Genomic DNA, 25,652 nt, shown 5'->3' with positions numbered 1-25,652 from the left:
TTGTGAGGAGCATAGAATCGTTTATGCTGCATCGCATCAATTACGGCTTTGCCCTGTATTTTCATGCATCATCCGATTAGGAGAAAATCCATGTTTACCATTCCCGAACAATTTTCCACCGCCACCAAAAATCAGTTTGAAGCGCAACTCGCCATCCTGAATTCCTTCGCCAGCACCGCGTTCGACAGCGTGCAAAAAATCGTCGACCTGAATCTGAATGTCGTCAAATCGTCACTGCAGGAATCCAGCGCCACTGCACAACAGTTGATCAGCGCAAAAGATCCGCAGGAATTCTTTTCCCTCAGTACTGCGCAAGCACAGCCGACTGCAGAAAAAGCGCTGGCCTACAGCCGCCATCTGGCCGGTATCGCCAGCAGCACGCAGGCAGAATTTGCCAAGGTGGCAGAAACGCAAATTGCAGAAACCAATCGCAAGGTACTGTCACTGGTTGAAGAGTTGAGCAAGAATGCACCGGCCGGTTCGGAAAACGCCATTGCAATCATCAAATCCGCAATCGGCAATGCCAATGCAGGTTACGAGCAATTGTCCAAAACCACCAAGCATGCAGTAGAAACACTGGAAGGCAATTTGAACGCTGCCGCCAGCCAGTTTGTTAGTGCGACAGAAAAAACCACCGCACGCGCACGCAAATCCGCTTAAGAACCGGTGATCTTGCCTTCATTTGAAAATGATGGCTGAAGAAAAACGCCCCGCACTATGCGGGGCGTTTTTTTAGCTGTCGCATCTGGCATCCATTCAACGCCTGGTTCTGGCAATCGCACGCGCCAGAATCACTACCGGCACAATGGCGATCAGCACAATCGTCAATGCCGGTAATGCCGCTTCGCCGAGTCGTTCGTCGGATGCCAACTGATGCGTAATCACCGCCAGCGTATCGAAATTGAATGGACGTATCGTCAAGGTCGCCGGCAATTCCTTGACCACATCGACAAACACCAGCAGACCGGCAGTCAGCACGCTGCGCCACAATAGCGGTACATGAATATGCATCAGCATCGATCCGATGCCATGCCCCAGACTGCGCGCACTGGCATCCATCGCCGGCGTAATCTTGGTCAAACCTGCTTGCACGCTCTGGAATGACACGGCGAGAAAACGCACCAGATAAGCGTAAACCAGCGCAATCACGCTACCGCTCAATATCAGCTTTATTCCGTGTTCGCTATTCCATGCATCGATGTACGACAGCGGAATCAGAATGCCGACGGCAATCACTGCGCCCGGAATCGCATACCCCATACTGACGATGCGATTACAGATGGCCTGCACCTTGCTCTTCGTGACGCGCGCTGCATACGCCATCAATACGCAAATCACGACTGCGATCAGAGCCGTGATACCGCCGAGCACAATCGTGTTTTCCAGCCAGCCTATATAGCGTGTGCCAAACGAGAGTGCATCTTCATTCAGCAGCAGGCGCAGCAAGATAATCAGCGGCACAAAGAATCCCAGCAGTACCGGCAATGCGCAAAACAGGCTTGCGCTCCAGGCGTGTCGCCCTGTGAGTACAGTTGCCGCCTGCGCAGCGCTTCGTCCGCCCACTGCGTAATAACGCGCACGCCCCCGGCTCTTTTGCTCCAGCAGCATCAATCCCATGACAACCATCAACAGCACTGCAGCAATTTGCGCAGCAGCCGCGCGGTCGGAAAAGATATACCAGGATTTATAAATCCCGGTCGTCAATGTCGGCACGCCGAAGTAAGCCACCGCGCCGTAATCGGCCAGCGTTTCCATCAGGGCCAGCGCGATGCCGGCAGCAGCAGCCGGACGCGCCAGCGGCAAACTCACTTGCAGGAAGGCCCGCCACGGACCGGCGCCCAACGTGCGCGCCGCATCCCACATGCGCGGACTGCGTTCGATAAACGCATTGCGCACCAGCAGATACACATACGGATACAACACCAGCGCAAACAGCAAACCGGCACCGCCTACCGAACGAATCTGCGGAAACCAGTAACTCGCGCCCTGCCAGCCGAACAGCGTTCGCAAGCCGGTTTGCACCGGGCCGGTGAATTGCAGAAAATCGGTATACGCGTAAGCCACCACATAAGCCGGCATCGCCAGTGGCAGGATCAGCGCCCACTCGAAAAATTTCTTGCCCGGGAAATCGAATACCGCCACCAGCCACGCGCAACCTATACCGATTGCCGCCGTCAGTACTGCAACGATGACAGCGATGATTGCGCTGTTGACGATGTATTCCGGCAGTACCGTGTCCCACAAATGCGAGAAGGTGCTGACGCTGGCAGACAATTCTGCGTACGAAAACAGATTCGACAGCACACCGGCAATCGGCACGCCGACCAGCAAGGCGATAGCGAGCGAAGCAAGCAACAGCGGATGCAGACCACCGCCTTGATATCGTGCGTCAGGCACGGAGGTCATGCTGGACATGAAAAAAACATGAATTCATTCTTGATTAAGTGGATGAGAATTATAATCAATCCCTCATTTCATTCTGCATTTACTTTTGGAACTGGAAACCATGTCAGCAATTCACGCTCTGCCACCGCATCTGTCACTGGAGTCGATCCGGGTCGGTTACCGGCTTGGTCAGCAGATGCATGAGATTGTGCACAGCCTGTCATTTGCATTGCAACGCGGGCAGATCGGCTGCCTGCTGGGGCAATCCGGTTGCGGCAAAACCACCGTGTTGCGCGCCATTGCCGGTTTTGAACCCCTGACAGAAGGCCGCATTACCTTGGGCGGTAAAGAGATCAGCAATGCGCATTTCACCGCGACGCCGGAAACCCGTCAGGTCGGTGTCGTGTTCCAGGATTACGCGCTGTTTCCGCATTTATCGATCGCAGACAATGTCGGTTTCGGCCTGCGCAAGCTGGCGGCCCCGGAGCGGCAGGCGCGCATCGCCGCATTGCTGACGCTGGTCGGGCTGGCATCGCAGGGGAAAAAATTTCCGCATGAATTATCCGGCGGCCAGCAGCAGCGCGTCGCCCTTGCACGTGCGCTGGCGCCGCAACCGGATCTTCTGTTGCTGGATGAACCTTTTTCCAATCTCGATGTGGATTTGCGCGAACGGCTGGCCAGCGAAGTACGCGATATTCTGAAAGAAGTCGGCACCACTGCGGTGCTGGTCACGCACGATCAGCATGAAGCGTTTGCGATTGCAGACCAGATCGGCGTGATGCAGGATGGCGTCATCGTCCAATGGGACAATGCCTACAACCTGTATCACCGCCCTGCCAATCGTTTTGTCGCCGACTTTATCGGCCTCGGCGTGTTCACACCCGGCATCGTCGATCAGGCAAGGCAGAACGTGAACATCGAACTGGGTTCGCTACCGCTGTGTCACGGCCTGGAAATATGCGACCCGAACGCACCGGATGGGCAGCGGGTCGATGTCTTGCTGCGCGCCGATGACGTCGTGCATGACGACGCCAGTCCGCAGCAGGCGGAAGTCGTGCGCAAGGCCTTTCGCGGTGCAGATTTTTTGTACACACTGAAACTGCCTAGCGGCCAGTTGCTGCTGGCGCTGGTGCCTTCGCATCACGATCACGCGCTGGGCGAACGCATAGGCATACGACTGGAAGCCGACCATGTGGTGACATTTTCCAAGGAAAATGAAGCGCCCGGCACTTCTGCTTAGATCTGTTGCACTTCCACCTGCAACAGATCTAATTCAGCCACCAATCTGGCAAATGCAGCAGCGGCCTGCTCGGGTTCCCCTTTGACCCCGAGTTCGATATGACGCCGCGTTTCCGCATCGCCCACGCTAGGCAAACTGAATACTTTCACCTGCGGATACTCGCTCTCGATCGCTTCCATCAAGGGTGTCAGTGCCGATTCCATGGACTGAAAAACCAGCACTGATTTTTCAAATTTCGCTTGCTGGTGAAACAGATGCGGATAATGCGTATCCAGTATCCATTCCATCATCGGCCACGCCATCACCGGAAAACCCGGCATGAAATAATGCGCGCCGCCATTGCCGTGGCGAATCGCAAAGCCGGGAATCTTGTTGTACGGATTGGGAATGATTTCTGCACCTTGCGGGAATTCACCCATCTTCAGGCGATGCAGATTTTCCGGCAGGTTCAAGTCGAAAGGCACGTTCGCTTCGCGCGCCATGTCCAGCATGCGTTCCTGAATTTTTTGTTTCGCTTCCGGATGCAGAACGACAGGCACATCGAGTGCCGCCGCCGCGCATTGCCGCGTATGGTCGTCCGGTGTGGCGCCTATGCCGCCGCAGCTGAACACGATATCGTCGCTGGCGAAAGTACGCTTGAGCGTTGCAGTAATCCGCGCGCGATCGTCGCCCAGGATTTCCACCCACTCCAGCGACAATCCCCGCGCACCGAGCAACTCCAGAACCTTGGGGAAATGCTTGTCCGCGCGTTTGCCTGACAAGATTTCATCGCCGATGATGATGAGTCCGAATCCCATGTTTTTCTTTCTTGCGTTGGCGTGAGAAGCACCTGAAAAGGAGCGCGTCGATTTATTTATCGTCTTCGATCAGCGGCGGTTCGGCAGCAGCTTGCGGCACACCGGCAGCGCGATGGCGTTTCAAGGCATCCATGCAGTAATGCTGGAACCACAAGCCGCTGAAGATGAATACCAATACATACAACCAGATCGCACCGGCTGCCAGTACCGGGAAAAATATCACCGAGAAGGCACCGCCCAGCCACAACAGCGTGGGCGCAGCACCCATCGCGCCGGTAATCGCGCCTATGGCCAGCAGCTGCCAGCGATGCATGCGCAGGATCAGCTTGCGTTCCTCGGGATCGGCATGATCGGCCAGCGCATCGTAAGCCATCACGCGATAGGTTAACCAACCCCACAACAGCGGCTGGATCACGAAAGTCAGTGGCGGAATCAGCGAAAGCGGCAAGGTCACCAGCCACAACACCAGGAAAATCGTGAACGATGAGGTCGACATCCACAAGCTGCCGAAGAAAGTGCCGCCTTTGCGCGTTTCCAGTTCCTGATATTGCCGGCTGCCGACGTGCTTCGCAATCACCGGCATCGCCATCATGCCGACGAAAATCAATGCCGTCAGTATCATCAGCGGCAACAGTATCCACATCGCAATCAAGGGCACCACGACTGTCTTCAGTGCACCCATGCCCAGCCACAGCAGCACCTCGTTGGTGACACGGAAACCATCGTTTTCGACAAAATAATTTTGCAGCGTATCAATCATGCTTTGCAGATACAGCCACAAGACGATGCCCCAGACCGCAATCGACAGCGCGAACGGCAGCACGCTCAACAACAGCATCCTGATGTGCAACTGGGATAACAGGGCTCGTCCGAATGCATTCAATACCGGGCGCATGATGGGAATATCCTTAGAGAAATCAGATTCGCAGCCAGAAACCTGGCAATGGATGCCAGCCTGCGCGAAGAGCGATCATTTTACCGTGCCGGATTCTTCCACGCCGGCCGGCCATCTGCGGGCAGATAAAAGCGTCTTCACCTGCTACAATCTGCCCACTTTCTGATCATATTTTCAAAGGAATAAACATGGCAACGACCTCGACCTCATCCGGTTTGCAATACGAAGACAAAGTTGTCGGCGACGGCGCAGAAGCAGCAGCAGGCAATCACGTTACCGTGCATTACACCGGCTGGCTGCAAAACCCGGACGGCAGCGCCGGTGCAAAATTCGATTCCAGCAAGGATCGCAACGATCCATTCCAGTTCCCGTTGGGCGCAGGCCATGTCATCAAGGGTTGGGATGAAGGCGTACAAGGCATGAAAATCGGCGGCACCCGTACACTGATCATTCCTGCCGCGCTGGGTTATGGCGCACGTGGCGCAGGCGGTGTCATTCCACCGAACGCAACCCTGATTTTTGAAGTGGAATTGCTGGGCGTATAAATCCGGATCGAACTGCGATCAGGCATCTGCCGATCGTTCTCGACCACTTTTTACTGGGAGCAGCTATGAGCCTGCAGGAACAATTTGATCAAGCGTTGGCAGATTCCAAGAACCTGCCTGAGCGTCCGGACAATCTGACCTTGCTGAAAATCTATGGCTTGTTCAAACAAGCCAGCGGCGGCGATGTCACGGGCGAGCAGCCGGGAATGACCGATTTTGTCGCGCGTGCCAAATGGGATGCGTGGAATAATCTCAAGGGACTTTCCAGGGACGAGGCGATGCAGCAGTACGTCGATCTGGTGAATGATCTGAAAGGCTGAGCCTTCGCTTGCACAGCCTGAAAATTGAAAAGCCCCGTATTTTATTACGGGGCTTTTTTATGACCGGACGCCAGGCTCAGGCGGCTTCGGCAAAATACTTCTTCATATTGCGTGCGACTTTTTCTTCCAGCGTCCCCGCAAAGGCCTTGAACAGAAAATCCAGCGTAATATCGATCTGCGCTTCTGTTTCCCGCAATGCCAGCGTACCGGCTACGCCGCTGCGCTTGAACGACAAGACATCGCCGTCCCACTGCGTCGCCATGTCGAATTCAGTGGCCATTCTGTCCGCCACTTGTTGCGCTGCTTCCTTTGCCTTGGACAAAGGAAGCTGATGCTCCTGCTTGATACTGATATCGGCCATCTTTATTTCTTCGCTTGAACTTCGGGGTTGAGTAAATTCGGTGGGCGCTGGCCGCTCAATGCCGCGACCATGTTGAGCGAGGCGCAATCCGACATGGCACGTCGGGTTTTTTCCGATGCGCTGCCGATGTGCGGCGTCAGCACGACATTGGACAGCGTCAGAAAATCCGGATGCAGGGCCGGTTCGTTTTCATAGACATCCAGTCCGGCTGAAGCAATCCGGTTTTCGCGCAGAGCCGCGATCAAGGCGACGTCATCGACGATGCCGCCGCGCGCGATATTCACCAGCGTTGCACTCGGTTTCATCAGCGCCAGTTCAGCCGCACCGATGATGTGATGCGTTTGCGCCGAGTACGGCAACACCAGTATCAAATGATCTGCCGTACGCAGCAATTCTTCCTTGCTGACGTAACGTGCATTGTTTGCGTGCGCTTCCTGCTCCGGCGTCAGGCGACTGCGATTGTGATAAATCACCTGCATGTCGAAACCCATGGAACGGCGTGCGATCGCCTGTCCGATACGGCCCATGCCGAGAATACCCAGGGTCGCACCGTGAATATCGGCGCCGAGGAATTGATCGAAACGCCAGTTCTTCCATTTCCCTGCGCGCAGATAGTGTTCGGATTCTGAAGTACGTCGTGCATTCGCCATCAACAGTGTCCACGCATAATCCGCCGTCGTCTCGTTGAGCACATCCGGTGTATTGGTGACCATGATGCCGGCCCTGGTTGCGGCCGCCACATCGATATTGTTATAGCCGACGGCCACATTGCAGATCGCCTTCAGCTGCGGATTGGCAGTAATCACCTCACCCGACAGTTTTTCACTGCTGGTGATGATCACCCCCTCTTTTCCCTGCATCTTTTCATGCAGCTCGGCGGCCGAAAAAATCCTGTCTTCCTGATTCGATTCGACCTCGAACTGCTGCTGCAAACGTTCGATTACATCAGGAAAAGTTGCACGCGCCACGAGTATTTTCGGTTTCATATGCATCGCCTTAAACGAAGAAGATAAAGGTCATCAGGATAAACAAGGGTATCAGGATCGCGCACGACCAGCCCATGTAAGCGAAAAACGAAGGCATGCGGATGCCGCGCTCTTCCGCGATCGCCTTCACCATCATGTTGGGTGCATTGCCGATATAGCTGTTGGCGCCCATGAAGACCGCACCGCATGAAATAGCGGCCAGCGTTGCCGCCATCGTGGTCATCAACGTGTTCGCGTCGCCACCCGCCGTATTGAAGAAAACCAGATAGGTAGGCGCATTGTCGAGGAAGGATGAAAGTATGCCCGTCGCCCAGAAATACATTCCATTGATTGGTGCACCGTTGCCATCTGTCACGGCACGTACGATACTCGCAAATGCACCGGATTCACCGGCGCGCAACATGGCGATCACCGGAATGATGGTGATGAAAATACCGGCAAATAATTTACCTACTTCCTGGATCGGCCCCCAGGAAAAATCATTGCCACGGCGTGCACTTTCCGGCGTCAGCCACAGTGACAGGAAAATCACGACGATCAGCAAGCCGTCGCGCAGCAGATTTTGCAGTTCCACCGTATTGCCGAAGAAGGAATAGGCAATGCCGGGTTTCCAGAAGCCGCTGATCAATACCAGAGCAACCACTGCGGCTAGCAAGAAAAAATTGACCTTGCCTTCAAAACGGATCGCCGAATCCGGCGTCGGGTCCTGCTCCGGCGGTTTGATCTCTTCGCGCTTGTGATAGTAGTGACTATCGAGCAGATAAAAAATAATCAGCAGCACGCTGCACAGGAAGATCGTCGGCGCAAACAGATGGCGCACAGTCCAGAAAAAATCCACACCCTTCAGAAAGCCGAGGAAGAGCGGCGGATCGCCGAGCGGCGTCAAGGCACCGCCGGCATTCGCCACCAGAAAGATGAAGAACACGACGATATGCGCTGCATGCTTGCGATTGTCGTTGGCGCGTATTAGCGGCCGTATCAACAGCATGGCTGCGCCGGTGGTTCCCATGAAACTCGCCAGCACCGTACCTATCGCCAGCAAACCTGTATTGAGTGCCGGTGTGCCATGCAAATTGCCGCGCACGCAGATACCGCCGGCCACAACAAACAAGGACGTAATCAAAATCAGAAAGGGAAAAAACTCGGCGACAAATGCATGCACCGCACCATGCACGGCCGTCGTGGTACCGAAGTAGAAGGCGCACGGCAGCAGAAATGCCAGCGACCATGCCACCGTCAATTTTCCGAAGTGGTGATGCCAGAAGCCAGGCGTCAACAACGGACACAATGCGATCGACAACAACAAACCGGTGAATGGAATACCCCACAGGATGGATAAACCACCGCCGTTTAATTCTGCCGCACCACACAGTGCAGGGGTCAGGGCAAGCATGCCGACGAAGATATTTGCACGCATGGGTGACTCCAAAATGAAGAGCCGCCATTTTAGCCCAGAAAAAATATGTCTTGCCAGCAATGCTGGCTGCGGCGCATTTATCCGCAGCCAAAAGGTCTGAATTTGCCGCTTCGTCAGACACTGAATGCATTTACTTATTCAGAATCGGTATAAGGTTGGTTTGTGGGAAAGAGCGATATGCCTTAAAATACAGTGCTTTGCGGCTGCTATCAGGTATATGAAATTGCATACCCTCGTCATAGCGTAGCCGGCTCATTTCAAATATTTACAGTTAGGACTGGTATGACCCACGTAGTGACCGACTCCTGCGTACTTTGCCGTTACACAGACTGTGTCGATGTATGCCCGGTGGATTGTTTTCGCGAAGGCCCGAATTTCCTGTCGATCGACCCCGATGAATGTATCGATTGCGCAGTATGCGTAGCCGAATGTCCGGTAAATGCCATCTATGCAGAAGAAGATGTGCCGGCCGATCAGCAACATTACATCAAACTGAACGTCGAGCTCTCGCGCGACTGGCCATCCATCACCAAGACCAAGGCACCCCTGCCTGAAGCCGAGGAATGGAAAGACAAGACGGATAAATTGCAGTTTTTAAAGCGTTAATAAAGCTTTCTGCCTGCAAAACGCCCCCTGGTTCGCCACGGGGCGTTTTTTATTTACCGCAGCATTTGCAAGAAACCAGGAAGAAACCGTGCATTTATTGTGCATGACACAACAAATGTGCACTTTGCTCCGATTCTTCCGATTAGTTGGTAATGGTGCATTGCAATAAAAGTATTTTCTAGCGACAATCATTTTCAATGATCGCCATCGAAAGAGGCCGCTATGCTTTACCAATTGCATGAATTCAACCGCAGCCTGCTCAATCCCTTGATGCATTGGGCCGAGGCCTCGTCCAGACTATTTACCGATCCGGTTTCGCCACTGGCCTACTCACCATATGCGCAGCGCATTGCCGCCGGTTACGAACTCCTCTACCGCTTGGGCAAGCAATACGAAAAACCGAATTTCGGTATCGAGTCCGTATTGGTGAAAGGCAAGGCTGTCGCCATCGTCGAAGAAGAGACAGAGAAAAAACCCTTCTGTACCCTGATTCATTTCAGGAAGAAATTGCCGCCGAAAGAATTCGCCGCCCTGAAACAACCCACCGTCTTGCTGGTAGCACCCTTGTCCGGCCATCACGCCAGCTTGCTGCGCGATACCGTGCGCAGCCTGTTGCAGGATCACGATGTCTACATTACCGATTGGCTCGATGCGCGCATGGTGCCGCTGACGGAAGGCCCCTTTCATCTGCACGACTATGTGTATTACATCCAGGATTTCATCCGCAAGCTGGGGCCCGATCTGCATGTGATTTCGGTATGCCAGCCTACTGTGCCGGTGCTGGCAGCCATTTCACTGATGGCCAGCGAACGCGATACCAGACTGCCGAAAACGATGACGATGATGGGCGGTCCTATCGATCCGCGCAAATCGCCGACGCAGGTCAATAATCTGGCGGTGGAAAAACCGTATGCATGGTTTGAGAATCAGGTGATCTACGGCGTACCTACCAGTTATCCCGGCTTCGGCCGCAAGGTGTATCCGGGTTTCCTGCAGCATGCCGGCTTCATCGCCATGAATCCCGGCCGTCACGCGCAAAGCCACTGGGATTTTTACATGCACCTGCGCGAAGGCGACAACGAGTCAGCGGAAGAACATCGCAAGTTTTACGACGAATACAATGCCGTACTCGATATGCCGGCCGAATATTATCTGGAAACAATCAAAACAGTTTTCCAGGAACATCGCCTGCCGCTGGGCACCTGGGAAATCGAAGGCAAGCTGGTACGGCCGCAGGATATCAAGTCAGTCGCCCTGTTTACCATCGAAGGCGAGAAGGACGATATTTCCGGTGCCGGACAAACCCATGCCGCACAGGATTTATGTTCCTCGATTCCGAAATCGGACAAACAGCAATTCACCGCACCGCAATGCGGGCATTACGGCATCTTCTCCGGCCGCAAATGGCGCGACATCATTGCGCCGAAAATCGGCGAGTTTATTGCCGCGCATTCCTGATCTGCTGCGCCAAGCCTGCTGGCAATTAATTTGCGAAATGCGTTCCAGACACACGGAGAAAATCCGCCCAACGCAATATCCGCATTTTTCTGTTTGGCGCATCGCCCCGTATAAGACGATAATTGTGTTTTATCCTTTTATTTTCCGCTGTGTCATCACCCACCGACAAATCGCTCGCCGATCAGCTTGAAGACCTGCTGCCGCAAACGCAATGCACGAAATGCGGTTACCCCGCATGCCGCCCCTATGCGGAAGCAATGGCCAACGGCAGCGCCAGTTACAACCAATGCCCACCCGGCGGCATTGAGGGCGTGGCACGACTGGCACAGGTGTTGGGCAAGAAGGTCATTCCGATCAATCCGGTCAATGGCGTGGAACGGCCGCGTCCGGTTGCAGTCATCGATGAGAGTTTGTGCATAGGCTGCACCTTGTGCATACAGGCTTGTCCGGTGGATGCGATTGTCGGCGCCGCCAAGCAAATGCATACGATCGTCACCGATCTGTGCACGGGTTGCGACCTGTGCGTGGCGCCCTGCCCGGTCGATTGCATTGCGATGGTCGAGTACACGCCAGGCAAGACCGGCTGGGATGCGTGGTCGCAGGCAGAAGCCGATGCAGCACGTGCGCGGCATGATTTTCGCACGCAGCGTTTGCAGCGCGAAAAAGAAGAAAACGAGGCGCGGCTGGCAGCCAAGGCCGCCGCCAAACTGAAGGCCCTGCAATCCGAAACGCCGCTCTCGGAAGCGGAACAAACCGAACAGGCACGCAAGAAAGCCATTATTCAAGCCGCCATCGAACGTGCGCGCCTGAAAAAAGAACAGGCAGAAAAGGACGATCAATGAACGCGGAAAAACGCCGTGAAATTTTCAACCGACTGCGCGCTGCCAATCCGCACCCCACTACCGAACTTGAATACCAGACGCCGTTCCAGTTACTGATCGCGGTATTGCTGTCGGCGCAGGCAACTGATGTTTCCGTCAACAAGGCCACGCGCAAACTGTATCCGCACGCCGGTACACCGAAGAAAATTTATGCGCTGGGCGTGGAAGGCTTGATGCCTTACATCCAGACCATAGGCTTGTATCGCACCAAGGCAAAAAACGTCATTGAAACGTGCCGGATACTGATCGCCGAACATGGCGGCGAAGTGCCGCGTACGCGCGCAGCACTGGAAGCCCTGCCAGGCGTCGGCCGCAAGACCGCCAACGTGGTGATGAATACGGCCTTCGGTGAAGCTACCATCGCCGTTGATACGCACATCTTTCGCGTCTCGAATCGCACCGGCATTGCGCCGGGCAAGAACGTCGATATTGTCGAGCAAAAACTGATGAAATTTGTCGCACCGGAATTCCAGCAGGATGCACATCACTGGCTGATCCTGCACGGCCGCTATACCTGCATCGCACGCACGCCAAAATGCTGGAACTGCATCATTGCCGATTTGTGCGAATACAAGCAGAAGACGCCCCTGCCGGCCAAAGGCGTCTAGGGACTGCAGGTACAGCTTCCTTTTCGATCGTTTTAAATAACGATGATTTTGTCAGGCACCAATTACAGAACGATGGCGCACGCAGCCTCAAAAGTCAGACGCGGCAAACGCGCCTTGATTTTTTCATGGTCGCCATAACCTATGCTGCAGAGGAAATTCGCCTTCACCTGGGTACCGACAAAGAAGGCTTCATTCACTTTAGTCGCATCGAAACCTGACATAGGGCCGCAATCCAGGCCGATCGCGCGTGCCGCCATAATGAAGTAAGCACCTTGCAGCGAAGAGTTGCGGAAAGCCGTTTCTTCGGTCAATTTTTCGTTACCGGCAAACAGCGCCTGCGCGTCCATGTGCGGGAACAATTGCGGCATCTTGCGCGGGAACGCCATGTCCATACCGATGATGGCGGTAATAGGCGCGGTTTTAACTTTCTGCACATTACCGGCGGAGACGCATGCTGCCAGTTTTTCTTTCGCTTCCGGCGACTTCACGAAGGCGATGCGTACAGGCTGGCAGTTCATCGAAGTCGGCGCCCATTTCATCAATTCATAAATCTCGCGTAACTGGCCGTTGGTGACCGGCTTGTCTTGCCAGACGGTATTGGTATGGGCATGGGTAAAAAGGGTTTCGAGCGCTTGCTGATTCAACATGAGGACTTTCTTGTTCAGATTTTAAAAAGACATGCCGCAAGGCGGCAATCGCGGCAAAAACTACAATAGTTGCGTATGTTAACCGAAACCCGCCCGGCAGTTCAGCCGCAAGCCACGTACAATGGCAACCTGCGTTCAATGAACTGCCTTTTTTACACTCTTCATGTTCACACCATCACAACACGATGTACGCCGCTTTTTCTGCGAAACATTTCGCAAACAGCGCGCCAATGAAATTCTCACGCCGCTGGAGGCGATTGCGCGCGACTGGATCATTCAGCACCCCGAATACGCAGATGCGTTGACGGATGTGGAAACCGCGCTGGCGCAGGATTACTCGGTCGAGTCCGGCCAGGCCAATCCCTTCCTGCATCTGTCCATGCATTTATCGATTGCCGAGCAGATTTCCATCGACCAGCCGCCGGGAATTCGCGCCGCCTCTCATGCACTGGCGCACAGACTCGGCTCTGAACACGAAGCACATCATCACATCATGGAATGCCTGGGCGAGATGATCTGGACTTCGCAGCGCAACGGCCTGCCGCCGGATGGCGCGGCCTACATCGAATGCATCAGGCGACGCTGAAGCAAAAGGCGATGCAGACGTAAAAAAGCCACGGCAAACCGTGGCTTTTTTATTTGGCAAAACATCCAGCCAATAATTATTTGCGCAGAACCAGTGTGGTTGGCAGGCTGTGCAGGTAGGTGGCGATGTTCTCGATATCCTGACCCGACAATTGCTTGGCCAATGGCCCCATGATGGCATTGCTGCGGCCATTTGAAACCTGATTGCCGCGCTTGTAGGCGACCATGGCATGCTTCAGATAATCCTTGTGCTGACCGGCCAGCTTTGGATAACCGGGATCGATCGGTGTCTGGAAGTCGGCACCGTGGCAGGATGCGCAATTGTATTTGGCAACTGCGGCCTTGCCGGCTTCGATCTTGCTTTCAGCTGCAGCGTTGAATGAGACGACTGCCGACATCAATACGACAGCCAATGCGAGAAATTTTTTCATATGGGCTCCCGTTATTTCTGTTGCGAGTAGTAAGCGGCGACGTCGGCAATATCCTGATCCGACATGCTGGCTGCAATACCGTGCATGGACGGATGATTACGCTCGCCCTTCTTGTACGCATGCAATGCGCTGATTATGTATTTTTCCGACTGTCCACCTATCATGGGGACTTGGTAAACTTCCGGAAAAGTCGCTTTGTAGCCCGGGATGGCGTGACACCCGATACACATCGAAACCTTGTTGACAGCTGCCTTGGCATCGCCAACAACTTCCGCTGCAACAGCGATGTTGGCCACACCCGCGAATGCGAGAAGTGCAAATAGTTTTTTCATGATATCTGTGTGGATAGTGTGAATACGAAACCCGCTGCTGCAGCGCCGCAAAACCACATACCTCACGTGGAAAAATTGCCTGGCTACACCAAAACCGCTCGATTTTACCTGAAGACCGCAAGACAGTCCATGTTCAAATCACCACAGCGTGTACGGTATCCGACAGCCCTGTTTACAGCTGCATCCAGCCACCTTCCCGGCCACTTTACGCAACTTATTTGGTGCCCGTTTTCATACCAATTTCTCTCTGTCGCTCTGCTGGCGCAGCTTCCGGCAATGCTTCATCTTCTTCCGCCACAGACGCAGCAGCGGCGCTTTCCGCCTGCACCGGCCAAAAGAATATATAAGGCGTCAGTGTAAAACGCCGTAATACTGCGCGAAATACCAGACGGCGTACCCGCCCCGGCACATCGCGCGCGCGCAAGGCCAGCGCCAGCGCACAGGAAAATGCCACGCCGACGTTCAGTACACCTATCGCCACGATACCGGCGCAGGCCAGCCAGAACTGCGGCAGTGCGAATGCCTCCCAACCCAGGGTACTCACTGCGGCCGTCAGGGTCGCCGTCGACAAGGTCACATGGCGCACATCCAGAGGCAGGCCAAAGAACTGCGCCATCACCGGCATCATGCCGAGCAACACTGCCAGCGCCACATTACCAACGATGCTGGACACATTGTGCTCCAGCCAGCCGGCCCAGCGTTCGGCACGATGTGCACCCAGTGCATGCACCAGACGTCTATGGTGTGCAATCGATTCCTTCACGCGGCGCAAGGCAAACCAGTTATCGGCAAACCCCGCCATCAGGCTGGCCAGCCACAGCAGCAGACCTGTAAAGGCCGCGTACAACGGCGTCACACCGACCAGCGACAAGGAATCGATAGTGGCATGCGCCTTATCCGCACTCATGACCGGCTTGTCGAACATCAGCACGGCAGCAAATGACAGCGCCGCAACCATTGGCGCCACGGCCAGCAGATTGCCGAATACTGCCGCCGCCTGTGAGCGCAACAAGGCAGCGATACGCGCCAGCAGTTCACGCAAACCCTCGACTGTATCCAGCTCGCCCATCTGCGCCGCCAGCGCTGGCGCGGTAACAGCCGGTTGCTTGGTCGCCAGCACACCGCCGATTGCGGAAATAAGGAGGAAACTCAAGGCAAAGTTAAGCGACAGGAAGGCGCCCTCGAAAAAATGCGCCAGGCCGAGACCGGTAATACCGAGCTTGATCAAGGCCGTGAAAGCGGTAATGACACCGCCCCACATTGCCGCCTTGAACATGGCCCGGTATTCGCTGCGATCGCGTGCAATGTAATGCTCGCCATGGCTGGCATTGCGTTCCACCATCTTGCGCGCCAGCAGAGAAAAACTGCGATTGACCAGTTCGCGCACGGACGAACGGCGATGATGGGCGATGATCAGATCGACCAGCACTGCCTGTACCTGACTCGCGCCGCCCTCTACATGCGGTGCGGAACGCAAATCCAGCAGGCGCGAAATCCGCATCAGATGCGCACGCATGCGTTCGACGTGATAGACCAGTCCGACCGATACACCATATTCATCCAGATGCGCATAGATCTTGTCGGTTTGCGCCTGGCACACGGCAATCAGCATGCGCACGCTGCGCAAGCCTGCATCGTCCCTGGCGCTATTCATCAAATAATTTTCCAGCTCGCGGCGCAGCGACATGAAGGGCGTCGCCAGCAAGGGCATGCGCGGCGCCAATCGTTGACGGAATGCCGGACTGATGCCAACCGAAATGACCATCGTTACCAGATACAGCATGGCCTCATCAATTTGCTGCCGGTAACCGTGTGCAATGCCATCGTCCCCCGCCAGCTTCCACAGCCGCGACAAGGTTTTGGGATCGAGTTCCAGCAACCATTCGGCATCCGATTCATCCGGAAACATTGCAGTAAACAAGGTCGACAAATCCTGCTGTCCGACCGGACGCGGCAAAATCAGTTTGACCATGCGCTCCGACAATTCGGAAAAGAATGCCGATTCGCGCGGCAGGCCGGTGGCTGAAAAAAGCTCGGGGCCGGTCGCTTCGCGCAGAGTCTTGCGCAAACTTGCCTGCACGACTTGTTTCACGTCGCGATTGCCATCCAGCCAGTCGAGCATGAAACGGATGCGCTGATGCTTGACGCGTCGCCATGCGCCATCGTCCAGCAGCGACACCTTGGGTTCACGGCGTATCCAGTCGGCCAGATCGATCATCCAGTTGGCGCGCGCATGCCAGGATGCATGCGGATCGGCACGACGCATCAGCGATTCGATTTGCGGCAGGTAGGACGCATGGTCCGTATGGTGCCGTAATGCACCGCGGCGGAATCTGCGCCACACGGCACAGATTCTGAGAAAAGAGATTTTCATTGATAGCTTGAAATGGAGGAAAATTTCCAGGAACGACTACCGGGTCATACGCCACACGCGTGCGCAAACCAGTCTTGTTCTACGGTATCTGTTGTTGCCTTGCTGACAGAACTGCTTGCCTTGTTCTCGCTTATACTCCGATTTCTTTTCACCTTAATGACACGTCATGCGACAAGACACACGCTTCGAAGGTTCCCGTACTTACGTCACCACCGGCGATTTGAAGCTCGCCGTCAACGCGGCCCTGACCTTGCAACGCCCGCTATTGATCAAGGGTGAGCCGGGCACCGGCAAAACCATGCTGGCGGAAGAAGTGGCCGCCGCACTCGGCATGCCCTTGCTGCAATGGCATATCAAATCGACCACCAAGGCGCAGCAGGGCTTGTATGAATACGATGCCGTATCGCGCCTGCGCGACTCGCAACTCGGTGACGAACGCGTCAAAGTCATCGATAACTACATTCTCAAGGGCGTATTGTGGCAGGCCTTCGCCGCTGATGAACAAGTGGTGTTGCTGATCGATGAAATCGACAAGGCCGATATCGAATTCCCGAACGACTTGTTGCGCGAGCTGGATCGCATGGAATTCTATGTGTACGAAACGCGTGAAATGGTGAAGGCCAGACACAGGCCGCTCGTTATCATCACATCGAACAATGAAAAGGAATTGCCGGATGCCTTCCTGCGCCGCTGCTTCTTCCATTACATCAAATTTCCCGATCGCGATACGATGGCGCAAATCGTCGACGTACATTTCCCCGATCTGAAAAAGGAATTGCTGGCGAAAGCGCTGGAAGTGTTTTACCAGGTGCGGGAAATCAATGGCCTGAAGAAAAAGCCATCCACATCGGAATTGCTCGATTGGCTCAAACTCCTGCTCGCGGAAGATATTCCTGCGGAAGCACTGCGCAGCCAGGATGACAAAATCGTGATCCCGCCACTGCATGGCGCCTTGCTCAAAAACGAGCAGGACATACATCTGTTCGAGCGGCTGGTGTTCATGTCGCGTACCAATCGCTAAAGCGCAGCTACTGGAATTGCCGTGTTAATCGATTTTTTCTTCATGCTGAAAGAAGCAAAAATTCCGGTGTCGATCAAGGAATTTTTACTGCTGCTGGAAGCACTGGAAAAAGAAGTCATTGGCCCCTCGCTGGATGATTTCTACTATCTGGCGCGCCTGACGCTGGTCAAGGACGAAGCGCACTTCGATAAATTCGATCGTGCCTTCGGCATGTACTTCAAAGGCATTGCTGCCGTCTTCGATGACAAGGCAGCGATTCCGCTCGACTGGCTGCTCAAACGTGCAGCGAAAGATTTAAGCGCCGCAGAACGTGCGCTGATCGAAAAATTCGGTTACGACAAACTCGCCGAACGCCTGCAGCAATTGTTGAAGGAGCAGAAGGAACGTCACGAAGGCGGCAGTAAATGGATAGGCACCGGCGGTACCTCGCCCTTCGGCAATAGCGGCGTCAATCCGGAAGGAATACGCATAGGCGGCGAAGGCGGCAATCGTTCCGCCGTCAAGATATGGGAAACGCGGACCTATCGCGATTACGATGCGGCGCGTGAGATCGGCACCCGCAATATCAAGGTCGCGCTGCGCCGGCTGCGCAAGTTTGCCCGTCAGGGAGCGCACGATGAACTGGCACTCGATGCCACCATACGCGCTACCGCGAACAATGCCGGTTATCTCGATATCAAGATGCAGCCGGAACGCAGGAACAACATCAAGATGCTGATGCTGCTGGATGTAGGCGGCACGATGGATGAACATATCCAGCGCATCGAAGAATTGTTTTCTGCCGCGAAGAGCGAATTCAAGAATATGGAATTTTATTATTTCCATAATTGCGTCTACGACTACCTGTGGCGCAACAACCAGCGCAAGCACGCCGAACGCTTTGCCACCTGGGATGTCTTGCGCAAGTATTCGCCCGACACCAAACTCATCTTCGTCGGCGATGCCACGATGAGTCCGTATGAAATCCTGCAGGCAGGCGCCGCAATCGATTATCACAACGAGGAAGCCGGCGCCGAATGGCTGCAACGGTTTACCAGCATGTTTCCCAGCTATATCTGGCTCAATCCGGAACCGGAAAATATCTGGGAATACCGGCAGTCGATCGCGATCATCCGGCAGCAGATGAACAATCGCATGTATCCGTTAACGCTGGAAGGTTTGGAACGCGGCATGCGCGTGCTGAGCAAATAAGTACGACAGAAAGAAAAACGGCGTGCCGGAATTAGCGCGGCAGATGCATGAATTTTTTCAGCGCACTAATCAAATGATGGCTGGCAACAGGCTTGGTCAGAAAACCGTCCACGCCTGCCTTGCGCCCCATCTCGACATCGTAATCGCCGGATTTGCTGACCAGGAAAATGACGGAAGTCTTGTCATGCGGACGCGCTGTTTTGACCGTCTGGCATAAACGAAACGGATCGATATCCGACACTGAAGTATTAATCAATACTACCGATACGCGCTGGCGCACGCAGGCGCCTTCCGCTTCCGACTCGCCTTTGGCCCACAAAACCTCGACCTGGTAACGCGCCATCAATTCGGCAACGAAATCGCGAAAGGCCGGCGTCTTGTCGATCAACAGCACGGCGCCACCATGCGGCAACTCGGTGCGCAATCCTTCGTAGGCAGCCGGATCGGTCAAATCGATATCGACGCGATTACGCCGTCTGCGCTCCGGCACCAGAACGACATCGGACGCTTCCAGCCGCGCCAGCGTATCGGCACGTTTTTCAATCAATACATCCAGTGCTTCAAACAAGCGCTGCCAGCGAATGGGACGCTCCACCCGCGCATACGGCAACGCAATACTGGGGGTACCGACCAGCAGCACCGGTCGCACATCGCTGGGCCTTAAATCGGATACGGCGACCAAGGCGCGCAGGTCTTCCGCATTGGCGATGTATAAATCCGGGTCCTGCAAATTATCTTCGGCCAGACGAAAATAGCCGTAGCCCTTGCCTTGGTCCAGAGCAAAAGTGGCATCGAATATGTCGGTCTCCTGCTGGTTGAAACCAATCAGGCGTACCGCAAAGGGGAAACTGTTAGCGGACATCGGTCATGAAGACAAAGCGCAATCACTGTTTTCTACAAACGTCTTTATACAAGCATTTGAAGCGAAGCTATGTTGTATATTTAACATTTATTGCACGAAAAATTCCTTGTTGCCTTCAAGAAATAAGGAAAGCCGCAGGGGGAAATGTATAAAATTATGTCAACTATTTATCAAAACGCACATATTTGAACGCTTTTGTTGAGAAAGCACCAGTAGTGAGTCACGAATCTAACCTTATTTAACAATTACCCCTCTTTTCCTCCTCCGCGATAAACACGTTAAAGCATGCACTTCGTTTTTTTTCATTAGAATGCAGACACTCCATGCCACGCCATGTTGCACAAGCGACAAGCAGGCAGCCGACATGCAATCATTTTTCCGCTCCTTACTCGTATCAGATTGAATGGCCACTAAAAAATCCTCTGCAGACTATAGCGAATCCTCCATCCGTGTATTGAAAGGCCTGGAGCCGGTCAAGCAACGCCCCGGCATGTACACGCGTACCGAGAACCCGCTGCACATCATTCAGGAAGTCATCGACAATGCCTCCGATGAAGCGCTGGGCGGCTATTGCAAGAACATCGTCGTCACATTGAATACCGATGGCAGCGTCAGCGTCGAAGACGACGGCCGCGGCATCCCGGTCGGCCTGCATCCGGAAGAAAAAATCCCGACGGTGGAAATCGTCTTTACGCGTTTGCATGCAGGCGGCAAGTTCGACAAGGGCTCGGGCGGTGCGTATGCATTCTCCGGCGGCCTGCACGGCGTAGGCGTTTCGGTGACCAATGCCTTGTCTTCGCGTCTGGAAATCACTGTGTGGCGCGAGAGTGGCGTGCACACGCTGACTTTTTCCGGCGGCGATGTCATCGAGCCTCTGAAGTCACGTGCCATATCGCGCGATGAAAAACGCAGCGGCACCCGCGTCACTGCATGGCCTGATGCAAAATATTTCGATTCCTCTGTCATTCCGCAAGCCGAACTGCAACGTCTGCTGCGTTCCAAGGCGGTGCTGCTGCCGGGTGTCAAAGTCACACTGGTGCACGCAAAGAGCGGTGAAACGCAAACCTGGCAATACGATCAGGGCTTGCGTGGTTACCTGACTGAATCGCTGGCGCAGGCATCGAATGCGGAAACCGTTATCCCCTTATTTGAAGGTGAGCAATACGCCAATGCAGATACCGAAGGCTTTGCCGAAGGTGAAGGTGCAGCCTGGGTCGTCGCATGGACCGAAGACGGAGCCGTGGTGCGCGAATCCTATGTCAACCTGATTCCGACTTCCAACGGCGGCACGCATGAATCCGGTTTGCGCGAAGGCTTGTTCGGTGCGGTAAAAAGTTTCGTCGAAATGCATTCTCTGTTGCCGAAAGGCGTGAAGCTGTTGCCGGAAGACGTGTTCGCACGTGTCTCGTTTGTCCTGTCGGCAAAAGTGCTCGACCCACAATTCCAGGGCCAGATCAAGGAGCGCTTGAATTCGCGCGATGCAGTGCGTTTGGTCGCCACCTACACGCGCCCTGCGCTCGAATTGTGGTTGAACCAGCATGTCGATTACGGCAAGAAGCTGGCCGAACTCGTCATCAAGCAGGCCCAATCGCGTCTGCGTTCCGCACAAAAAGTAGAAAAGAAAAAATCCTCAGGCGTCGCTGTGTTGCCGGGGAAATTGACCGACTGCGAATCGTCAGATACCTCGCGTAATGAAATTTTCCTGGTCGAAGGCGACTCCGCCGGCGGCTCGGCCAAGATGGGGCGTGACAAGGAATTTCAGGCCATCCTGCCTTTGCGCGGCAAGGTCCTCAATTCATGGGAAACCGAGCGCGACCGCCTGTTCGCCAACAATGAGATACACGACATCGCCGTCGCGATCGGCATCGACCCTCATGGTAAAAACGATACCGTCGATTTCAGCAGCCTGCGTTACGGCCGCATCTGCATCCTGTCCGATGCGGACGTCGACGGTTCGCACATTCAGGTGCTGTTGTTGACACTGTTCTTCAAGCACTTCCCGCAACTGATAGAGCGCGGTCACATCTGCATCGCACGTCCACCGCTGTATCGTGTCGATGCACCTGCGCGCGGCAAGAAGCCGATACAAAAAATCTATGCACTCGATGATGGTGAGCTGGCGGCAATCGAAGACAAATTGCGCAAGGACGGCGTCAAGGAATCAGCGTGGGCCATCTCGCGCTTCAAGGGTCTGGGTGAAATGAATGCGGAACAGTTATGGGAAACCACGATGAATCCGGATACCCGCCGCCTGTTGCCAGTCTCGCTCGGCGAATTCGATCTGGACTTCTCCGAAGCACGCTTCAATATGCTGATGGGCAAAGGCGAAGCCGCGGCACGCCGCACATGGATAGAAGAACACGGCAACGAAGCAGAGGCCGATATCTGATCATGAACATCGTGCGCACTTCCCTGTTGGCCTTATCCTTATCGCTGTTATGCATTGCTGCGCATGCAGACGTGTACGGCTATATCGATGCCAACGGCGATGCGCATTTTGCGACGGAAAAACTCGACCAGCGTTACCAGTTATTTGCACGCGGCGACCAGGTTTTGAATGCTGCGCGACTCGTTCCGCTGAATAATTCAGAAGAGGCGACAGGGAAAGAAACGCCCTTGTTCCGCTATCTGTCGCAGCATCCGAATCTGAAAAAATACGAGACACTGTTGAACGATGCCGCCAATGAATTCAATCTCGACCCGGCCTTGCTGAAAGCAGTGATGGCGGCTGAATCGGGTTTCAATCCGAATGCCGTTTCACCCAAAGGCGCAATCGGATTGATGCAGTTGATGCCGGCAACAGCCGAGCGCTTCGGCCTGCAAGCCGATCGCAAGAAAAGCATCGCGCAAAAACTGACCGACCCAAAAACCAATATCCGCATCGCTGCGCGCTATCTGCGCCTGCTGCGTGATATGTATCCGAATCAGCAGCATCTGGTGCTGGCCTCGTATAACGCTGGGGAAGGTGCGATTCAAAAATACAATAATGCGATTCCGCCGTATCCGGAAACCCGTAATTACGTGAAGCTCGTCACGCAGTTTTACAAGCTGTATCAGCCGACCTCGCACTTTGCAGACAATGCTGTTTTCTCGAGTCGGCGTTCAGACTCCAAACGCATACACATGATCATTCCTGGACGGCGCGACAGCAATTCTTCTGCGGACATCTCTTCTGCCTATCCAATTACTTCCATCGAATAATCCGAAAAAACTACGCAAAACAATAATGACTGATCAAGCCAATCTTTTTGACACTGCAGCACCAGCCGATGACGGCGAATCACTGACACTGGCAACCTTTGCCGAACGCGCATATCTGGATTACGCAATTTCCGTGGTCAAGGGCCGTGCCCTGCCGGATGTCTGCGACGGCCAGAAACCGGTACAACGCCGCATCCTTTATGCGATGAACGAACTGGGCTTGAACGCTGCCGCCAAACCGCGCAAGTCAGCGGCTGTAGTCGGTGACGTACTCGGCAAATTGCATCCGCACGGCGATCAATCCGTCTATGACGCGCTGGTGCGCATGGCGCAGGATTTTTCCTTGCGTTATCCATTGATCGATGGTCAGGGCAACTTCGGTTCACGCGACGGCGATGGCGCAGCAGCGATGCGATATACCGAAGCACGCCTGACACCGATCGCAAAATTGCTGATGGAAGAAATCGACATGGGTACCGTCGATTTCCAGCCCAACTATGACGGCTCGACGGAAGAGCCGAAACTGCTGCCCAGCCGCTTGCCTTTTGTCCTGTTGAATGGCGCATCCGGTATTGCGGTTGGTATGGCGACTGAAATCCCTTCGCACAATCTGCGGGAAGTCGCGAGCGCAGCCGTCGCCATCATCCGCAATCCGAAACTGACGCATGAAGAATTGATGGCAATCGTGCCCGGCCCTGATTTCCCGGGTGGCGGCCAGATCATCACTTCGCCGACTGCCATCAGCGATATCTATCGCAGCGGCCGCGGCAGCGTCAAGGTACGCGCGACCTGGAAGATAGAAGACATGGCGCGCGGTCAGTGGCAGGCGGTCGTCACCGAACTGCCGCACGGCACCTCGTCGCAACGCGTGCTGGAAGAAATCGAAGAGCTGACAAACCCGAAAATCAAGCTCGGCAAAAAATCGCTGTCGCCAGAACAACTGGCCTTGAAACAGACCGTGCTGGCGATGCTCGATACGGTACGTGACGAATCCGGTCGCGATGCGCCTGTGCGCCTGGTGTTCGAGCCGAAGTCGAAGAATCAGGACCAGACCGAATTCACCAACATGCTGCTGGCGCATACCTCGCTGGAAACCAGCGTGTCGATCAATCTGGTGATGATAGGCGGCGACGGCAAACCGCGACAGAAAGCACTGGGCGATATCCTGCGTGAATGGATAGATTTCCGCTTCACGACGATCACCCGCCGTTCGCAATTCAAGCTGCAAAAAGTCGATGACCGCATTCATATCCTGGAAGGTCGCGAAGCGATTCTTTTGAACATCGACAAGGTCATCAAGATCATTCGCGAATCGGATGAACCGAAACCGGCCCTGATGGATGCGTTCAAATTGTCTGAACGTCAGGCCGACGACATTCTGGAGATACGCCTGCGTCAACTGGCGCGCCTGGAAACCATCAAGATCCAGCAGGAACTGGCAGAATTGCGCAGCGAAAAATCCACGCTGCAGGATCTGCTCGACAATCCATCGTCGATGAAGCGTCTGGTCATCAAGGAAATCGAAGCCGACGAGAAGCAGTTCGGTGACAAACGCCGCACGCTGATCGAAGTCGCAGAAAAAGCTGTGGTCGAAACCAAGGTGATCGACGAACCGGTGACAGTCGTCATTTCGCAAAAAGGCTGGGTGCGCGCACGCACCGGCCACGGCCACGACGCCGCGCAATTTACTTTCAAGGCCGGCGATGTGCTGTACGACACGTTCGAGTGCCGCACTGTCGATACGCTGTTAGTGTTCGGCTCAAACGGCCGCATCTATTCGGTTCCCGTCTCCGCCCTGCCCGGTGCACGCGGCGATGGCGTACCTATCACGACCTTGGTTGAACTGGCGAGCGGCACGCGCGTGCTGCATTACTTCGCCGGCCCGGCCGACGTCACCCTGCTGCTGGCATCGACTGCCGGTTATGGTTTCACCGCCAAATCCGGCGATATGGTCAGCCGCACACGCGGCGGCAAGGCTTTTATCACGCTGGATGAAGGCGACGAACCGCTGACACCGCGTCCGGTCTTTGCAGGAGCCAGTGCAATTGCCTGCCTATCGGAAAAAGGTCGCGTACTGGTATTCGGCATCGATGAAATCAAATCGCTGACCGCCGGCGGTCGCGGCGTCATTCTGATGGATCTGGAAAAGAACGAGAAGCTGCTGGCGGCGCAACCTATCAGCCAGCGCGGCGTAGTCGTGTCCGGTATCGGACGCGGTGCGAAGGCGCAAGAGATCTTGCTGTCGGCTTCCGGACTTGCAGTACACATCGGCAAGCGTGCACGCAAAGGCAAGGGACTGGAATCGAAGATCAAGGCGACTACCTTGACTGCAGTGACCAAGACCAGCGCTGAATAATCCGTTCGCGATTCCCGCGTATGGTCCAGAAATTCCCCGCTACAGTTTGTCGATAGCTAACGCTGTTCTTTCTTCGTGGTGAGTTGCCGGGTGTGGCCCGGCGGCCACCTTCTTTCTTTGCTTCGCCAAAGAAAGAAGGCAAAGAAAGGCGAC

Annotated in this window: 25 protein-coding genes; 14 read left to right on the top strand and 11 right to left on the bottom strand. The window is 54.8% G+C overall.

Going from position 1 to position 25,652, the window contains the following annotated elements; genetic code table 11:
- Positions 1-90 precede the first annotated feature (90 nt).
- Positions 91-660: a phasin family protein gene (locus tag ABWP27_RS03965; protein WP_353153663.1), complete on the top strand. Its 570-nt coding sequence runs from the start codon at positions 91-93 to the stop codon at positions 658-660.
- Positions 661-756: 96 nt separating this feature from the next.
- On the opposite strand, the gene ABWP27_RS03960 is transcribed toward ABWP27_RS03965, so the two are convergent.
- A complete protein-coding gene (locus ABWP27_RS03960) occupies positions 757-2,415 on the bottom strand; it encodes an ABC transporter permease (RefSeq protein WP_353153660.1) in 1,659 nt (552 codons plus the stop codon).
- Positions 2,416-2,506: 91 nt separating this feature from the next.
- On the opposite strand from ABWP27_RS03960, the gene ABWP27_RS03955 reads away from it, so the two are divergent.
- Positions 2,507-3,625 (top strand): ABC transporter ATP-binding protein, encoded by a 1,119-nt coding sequence (locus ABWP27_RS03955; RefSeq protein ID WP_353153658.1) that lies wholly within the window; start codon positions 2,507-2,509, stop codon positions 3,623-3,625.
- Here the strand turns inward: ABWP27_RS03955 and ABWP27_RS03950 are convergent.
- Together ABWP27_RS03950 and ABWP27_RS03945 are read right to left on the bottom strand one after the other, a co-directional pair.
- Positions 3,622-4,422, bottom strand: a complete 801-nt coding sequence (locus ABWP27_RS03950) for a competence/damage-inducible protein A (RefSeq protein ID WP_353153656.1) — start codon at positions 4,420-4,422, stop codon at positions 3,622-3,624. The genes ABWP27_RS03955 and ABWP27_RS03950 overlap by 4 nt on opposite strands.
- Positions 4,423-4,474: 52 nt before the next feature.
- A complete protein-coding gene (locus tag ABWP27_RS03945; protein ID WP_353153654.1) occupies positions 4,475-5,317 on the bottom strand; it encodes an EI24 domain-containing protein in 843 nt (280 codons plus the stop codon).
- Positions 5,318-5,505: 188 nt separating this feature from the next.
- Between ABWP27_RS03945 and ABWP27_RS03940 the strand changes: the two genes are divergently transcribed.
- Both ABWP27_RS03940 and ABWP27_RS03935 read left to right on the top strand, forming a co-directional pair.
- Positions 5,506-5,862: an FKBP-type peptidyl-prolyl cis-trans isomerase gene (locus ABWP27_RS03940; protein WP_353153651.1), complete on the top strand. Its 357-nt coding sequence runs from the start codon at positions 5,506-5,508 to the stop codon at positions 5,860-5,862.
- A 65-nt stretch (positions 5,863-5,927) separates the two neighbouring features.
- Complete coding sequence (locus ABWP27_RS03935) at positions 5,928-6,182, top strand: acyl-CoA-binding protein (protein WP_353153648.1); 255 nt, start codon at positions 5,928-5,930, stop codon at positions 6,180-6,182.
- 76 nt (positions 6,183-6,258) lie between these two features.
- Here ABWP27_RS03935 and ABWP27_RS03930 read toward each other — a convergent pair whose 3' ends face one another.
- The 3 genes from ABWP27_RS03930 to ABWP27_RS03920 are packed head-to-tail and all read right to left on the bottom strand — an operon-like array spanning position 6,259 to position 8,946.
- On the bottom strand, positions 6,259-6,543 hold the full coding sequence (locus ABWP27_RS03930; protein ID WP_353153645.1) for a polyhydroxyalkanoic acid system family protein: 285 nt from the start codon (positions 6,541-6,543) through the stop codon (positions 6,259-6,261).
- A gap of 2 nt (positions 6,544-6,545) precedes the next feature.
- Complete coding sequence (locus ABWP27_RS03925) at positions 6,546-7,529, bottom strand: 2-hydroxyacid dehydrogenase (RefSeq protein WP_353153642.1); 984 nt, start codon at positions 7,527-7,529, stop codon at positions 6,546-6,548.
- Between the two features lie 10 nt (positions 7,530-7,539).
- Positions 7,540-8,946 carry a sodium:proton antiporter gene (locus tag ABWP27_RS03920; protein ID WP_353153639.1) on the bottom strand — a complete coding sequence of 469 codons (1,407 nt, stop codon included), beginning with the start codon at positions 8,944-8,946 and terminating at the stop codon, positions 7,540-7,542.
- 282 nt (positions 8,947-9,228) lie between these two features.
- On the opposite strand from ABWP27_RS03920, the gene fdxA reads away from it, so the two are divergent.
- The 4 genes from fdxA to nth all read left to right on the top strand — a co-directional run bounded on the left by fdxA (position 9,229) and on the right by nth (position 12,499).
- Entirely contained in the window at positions 9,229-9,552 is a 324-nt protein-coding gene (gene fdxA / locus ABWP27_RS03915) for a ferredoxin FdxA (RefSeq protein WP_353153636.1), read from the top strand.
- Positions 9,553-9,774: 222 nt separating this feature from the next.
- Positions 9,775-11,010 (top strand): polyhydroxyalkanoate depolymerase, encoded by a 1,236-nt coding sequence (locus ABWP27_RS03910; protein ID WP_353153633.1) that lies wholly within the window; start codon positions 9,775-9,777, stop codon positions 11,008-11,010.
- A 122-nt stretch (positions 11,011-11,132) separates the two neighbouring features.
- Complete coding sequence (gene rsxB, locus ABWP27_RS03905) at positions 11,133-11,852, top strand: electron transport complex subunit RsxB (RefSeq protein WP_353153631.1); 720 nt, start codon at positions 11,133-11,135, stop codon at positions 11,850-11,852.
- A complete protein-coding gene (gene nth, locus ABWP27_RS03900) occupies positions 11,849-12,499 on the top strand; it encodes an endonuclease III (protein ID WP_353153628.1) in 651 nt (216 codons plus the stop codon). Before rsxB ends, nth begins: the two co-directional genes overlap by 4 nt.
- A 62-nt stretch (positions 12,500-12,561) precedes the next feature.
- Here the strand turns inward: nth and ABWP27_RS03895 are convergent, their stop codons facing one another.
- On the bottom strand, positions 12,562-13,146 hold the full coding sequence (locus ABWP27_RS03895) for a malonic semialdehyde reductase (protein ID WP_353153625.1): 585 nt from the start codon (positions 13,144-13,146) through the stop codon (positions 12,562-12,564).
- Positions 13,147-13,309: 163 nt separating this feature from the next.
- On the opposite strand from ABWP27_RS03895, the gene ABWP27_RS03890 reads away from it, so the two are divergent.
- A complete protein-coding gene (locus ABWP27_RS03890; protein ID WP_353153622.1) occupies positions 13,310-13,732 on the top strand; it encodes a DUF1841 family protein in 423 nt (140 codons plus the stop codon).
- A gap of 76 nt (positions 13,733-13,808) precedes the next feature.
- On the opposite strand, the gene ABWP27_RS03885 is transcribed toward ABWP27_RS03890, so the two are convergent.
- The 3 genes from ABWP27_RS03885 to ABWP27_RS03875 form a co-directional block, all read right to left on the bottom strand.
- Complete coding sequence (locus ABWP27_RS03885) at positions 13,809-14,162, bottom strand: c-type cytochrome (protein ID WP_353153619.1); 354 nt, start codon at positions 14,160-14,162, stop codon at positions 13,809-13,811.
- 11 nt (positions 14,163-14,173) lie between these two features.
- Positions 14,174-14,494 (bottom strand): c-type cytochrome, encoded by a 321-nt coding sequence (locus tag ABWP27_RS03880; protein ID WP_353153616.1) that lies wholly within the window; start codon positions 14,492-14,494, stop codon positions 14,174-14,176.
- A gap of 214 nt (positions 14,495-14,708) precedes the next feature.
- The gene (locus ABWP27_RS03875; protein WP_353153613.1) at positions 14,709-16,868 is read right to left on the bottom strand and encodes a site-specific recombinase; all 2,160 of its coding nucleotides are present in this window, start codon (positions 16,866-16,868) and stop codon (positions 14,709-14,711) included.
- 166 nt (positions 16,869-17,034) lie between these two features.
- Here ABWP27_RS03875 and ABWP27_RS03870 point away from each other — a divergent pair, with 166 nt between their 5' ends.
- Both ABWP27_RS03870 and ABWP27_RS03865 read left to right on the top strand, forming a co-directional pair.
- Positions 17,035-17,889, top strand: a complete 855-nt coding sequence (locus ABWP27_RS03870) for an AAA family ATPase (RefSeq protein ID WP_353153610.1) — start codon at positions 17,035-17,037, stop codon at positions 17,887-17,889.
- Positions 17,890-17,910: 21 nt separating this feature from the next.
- Complete coding sequence (locus ABWP27_RS03865) at positions 17,911-19,080, top strand: vWA domain-containing protein (RefSeq protein WP_353153608.1); 1,170 nt, start codon at positions 17,911-17,913, stop codon at positions 19,078-19,080.
- Positions 19,081-19,111: 31 nt separating this feature from the next.
- Here the strand turns inward: ABWP27_RS03865 and ABWP27_RS03860 are convergent, their stop codons facing one another.
- Positions 19,112-19,942, bottom strand: coding sequence for a response regulator (locus ABWP27_RS03860; protein WP_353153606.1), 831 nt, complete (start codon positions 19,940-19,942; stop codon positions 19,112-19,114).
- A gap of 403 nt (positions 19,943-20,345) precedes the next feature.
- Here ABWP27_RS03860 and ABWP27_RS03855 point away from each other — a divergent pair, with 403 nt between their 5' ends.
- The 3 genes from ABWP27_RS03855 to parC are packed head-to-tail and all read left to right on the top strand — an operon-like array spanning position 20,346 to position 25,499.
- Complete coding sequence (locus ABWP27_RS03855; protein ID WP_353153603.1) at positions 20,346-22,331, top strand: DNA topoisomerase IV subunit B; 1,986 nt, start codon at positions 20,346-20,348, stop codon at positions 22,329-22,331.
- 2 nt (positions 22,332-22,333) lie between these two features.
- On the top strand, positions 22,334-23,143 hold the full coding sequence (locus ABWP27_RS03850) for a lytic transglycosylase domain-containing protein (protein ID WP_353153601.1): 810 nt from the start codon (positions 22,334-22,336) through the stop codon (positions 23,141-23,143).
- Positions 23,144-23,168: 25 nt separating this feature from the next.
- Positions 23,169-25,499: a DNA topoisomerase IV subunit A gene (gene parC, locus ABWP27_RS03845; RefSeq protein WP_353153599.1), complete on the top strand. Its 2,331-nt coding sequence runs from the start codon at positions 23,169-23,171 to the stop codon at positions 25,497-25,499.
- The last annotated feature ends 153 nt before the right edge of the window (positions 25,500-25,652 follow it).

It is taken from the genome of Herminiimonas fonticola, assembly GCF_040395855.1.
Lineage (GTDB): Bacteria > Pseudomonadota > Gammaproteobacteria > Burkholderiales > Burkholderiaceae_D > Oxalicibacterium > Oxalicibacterium fonticola_A.
The sequence above is the reverse complement of the archived record's forward strand: the minus strand, read 5'-3'. Positions and strand labels throughout refer to the sequence as shown.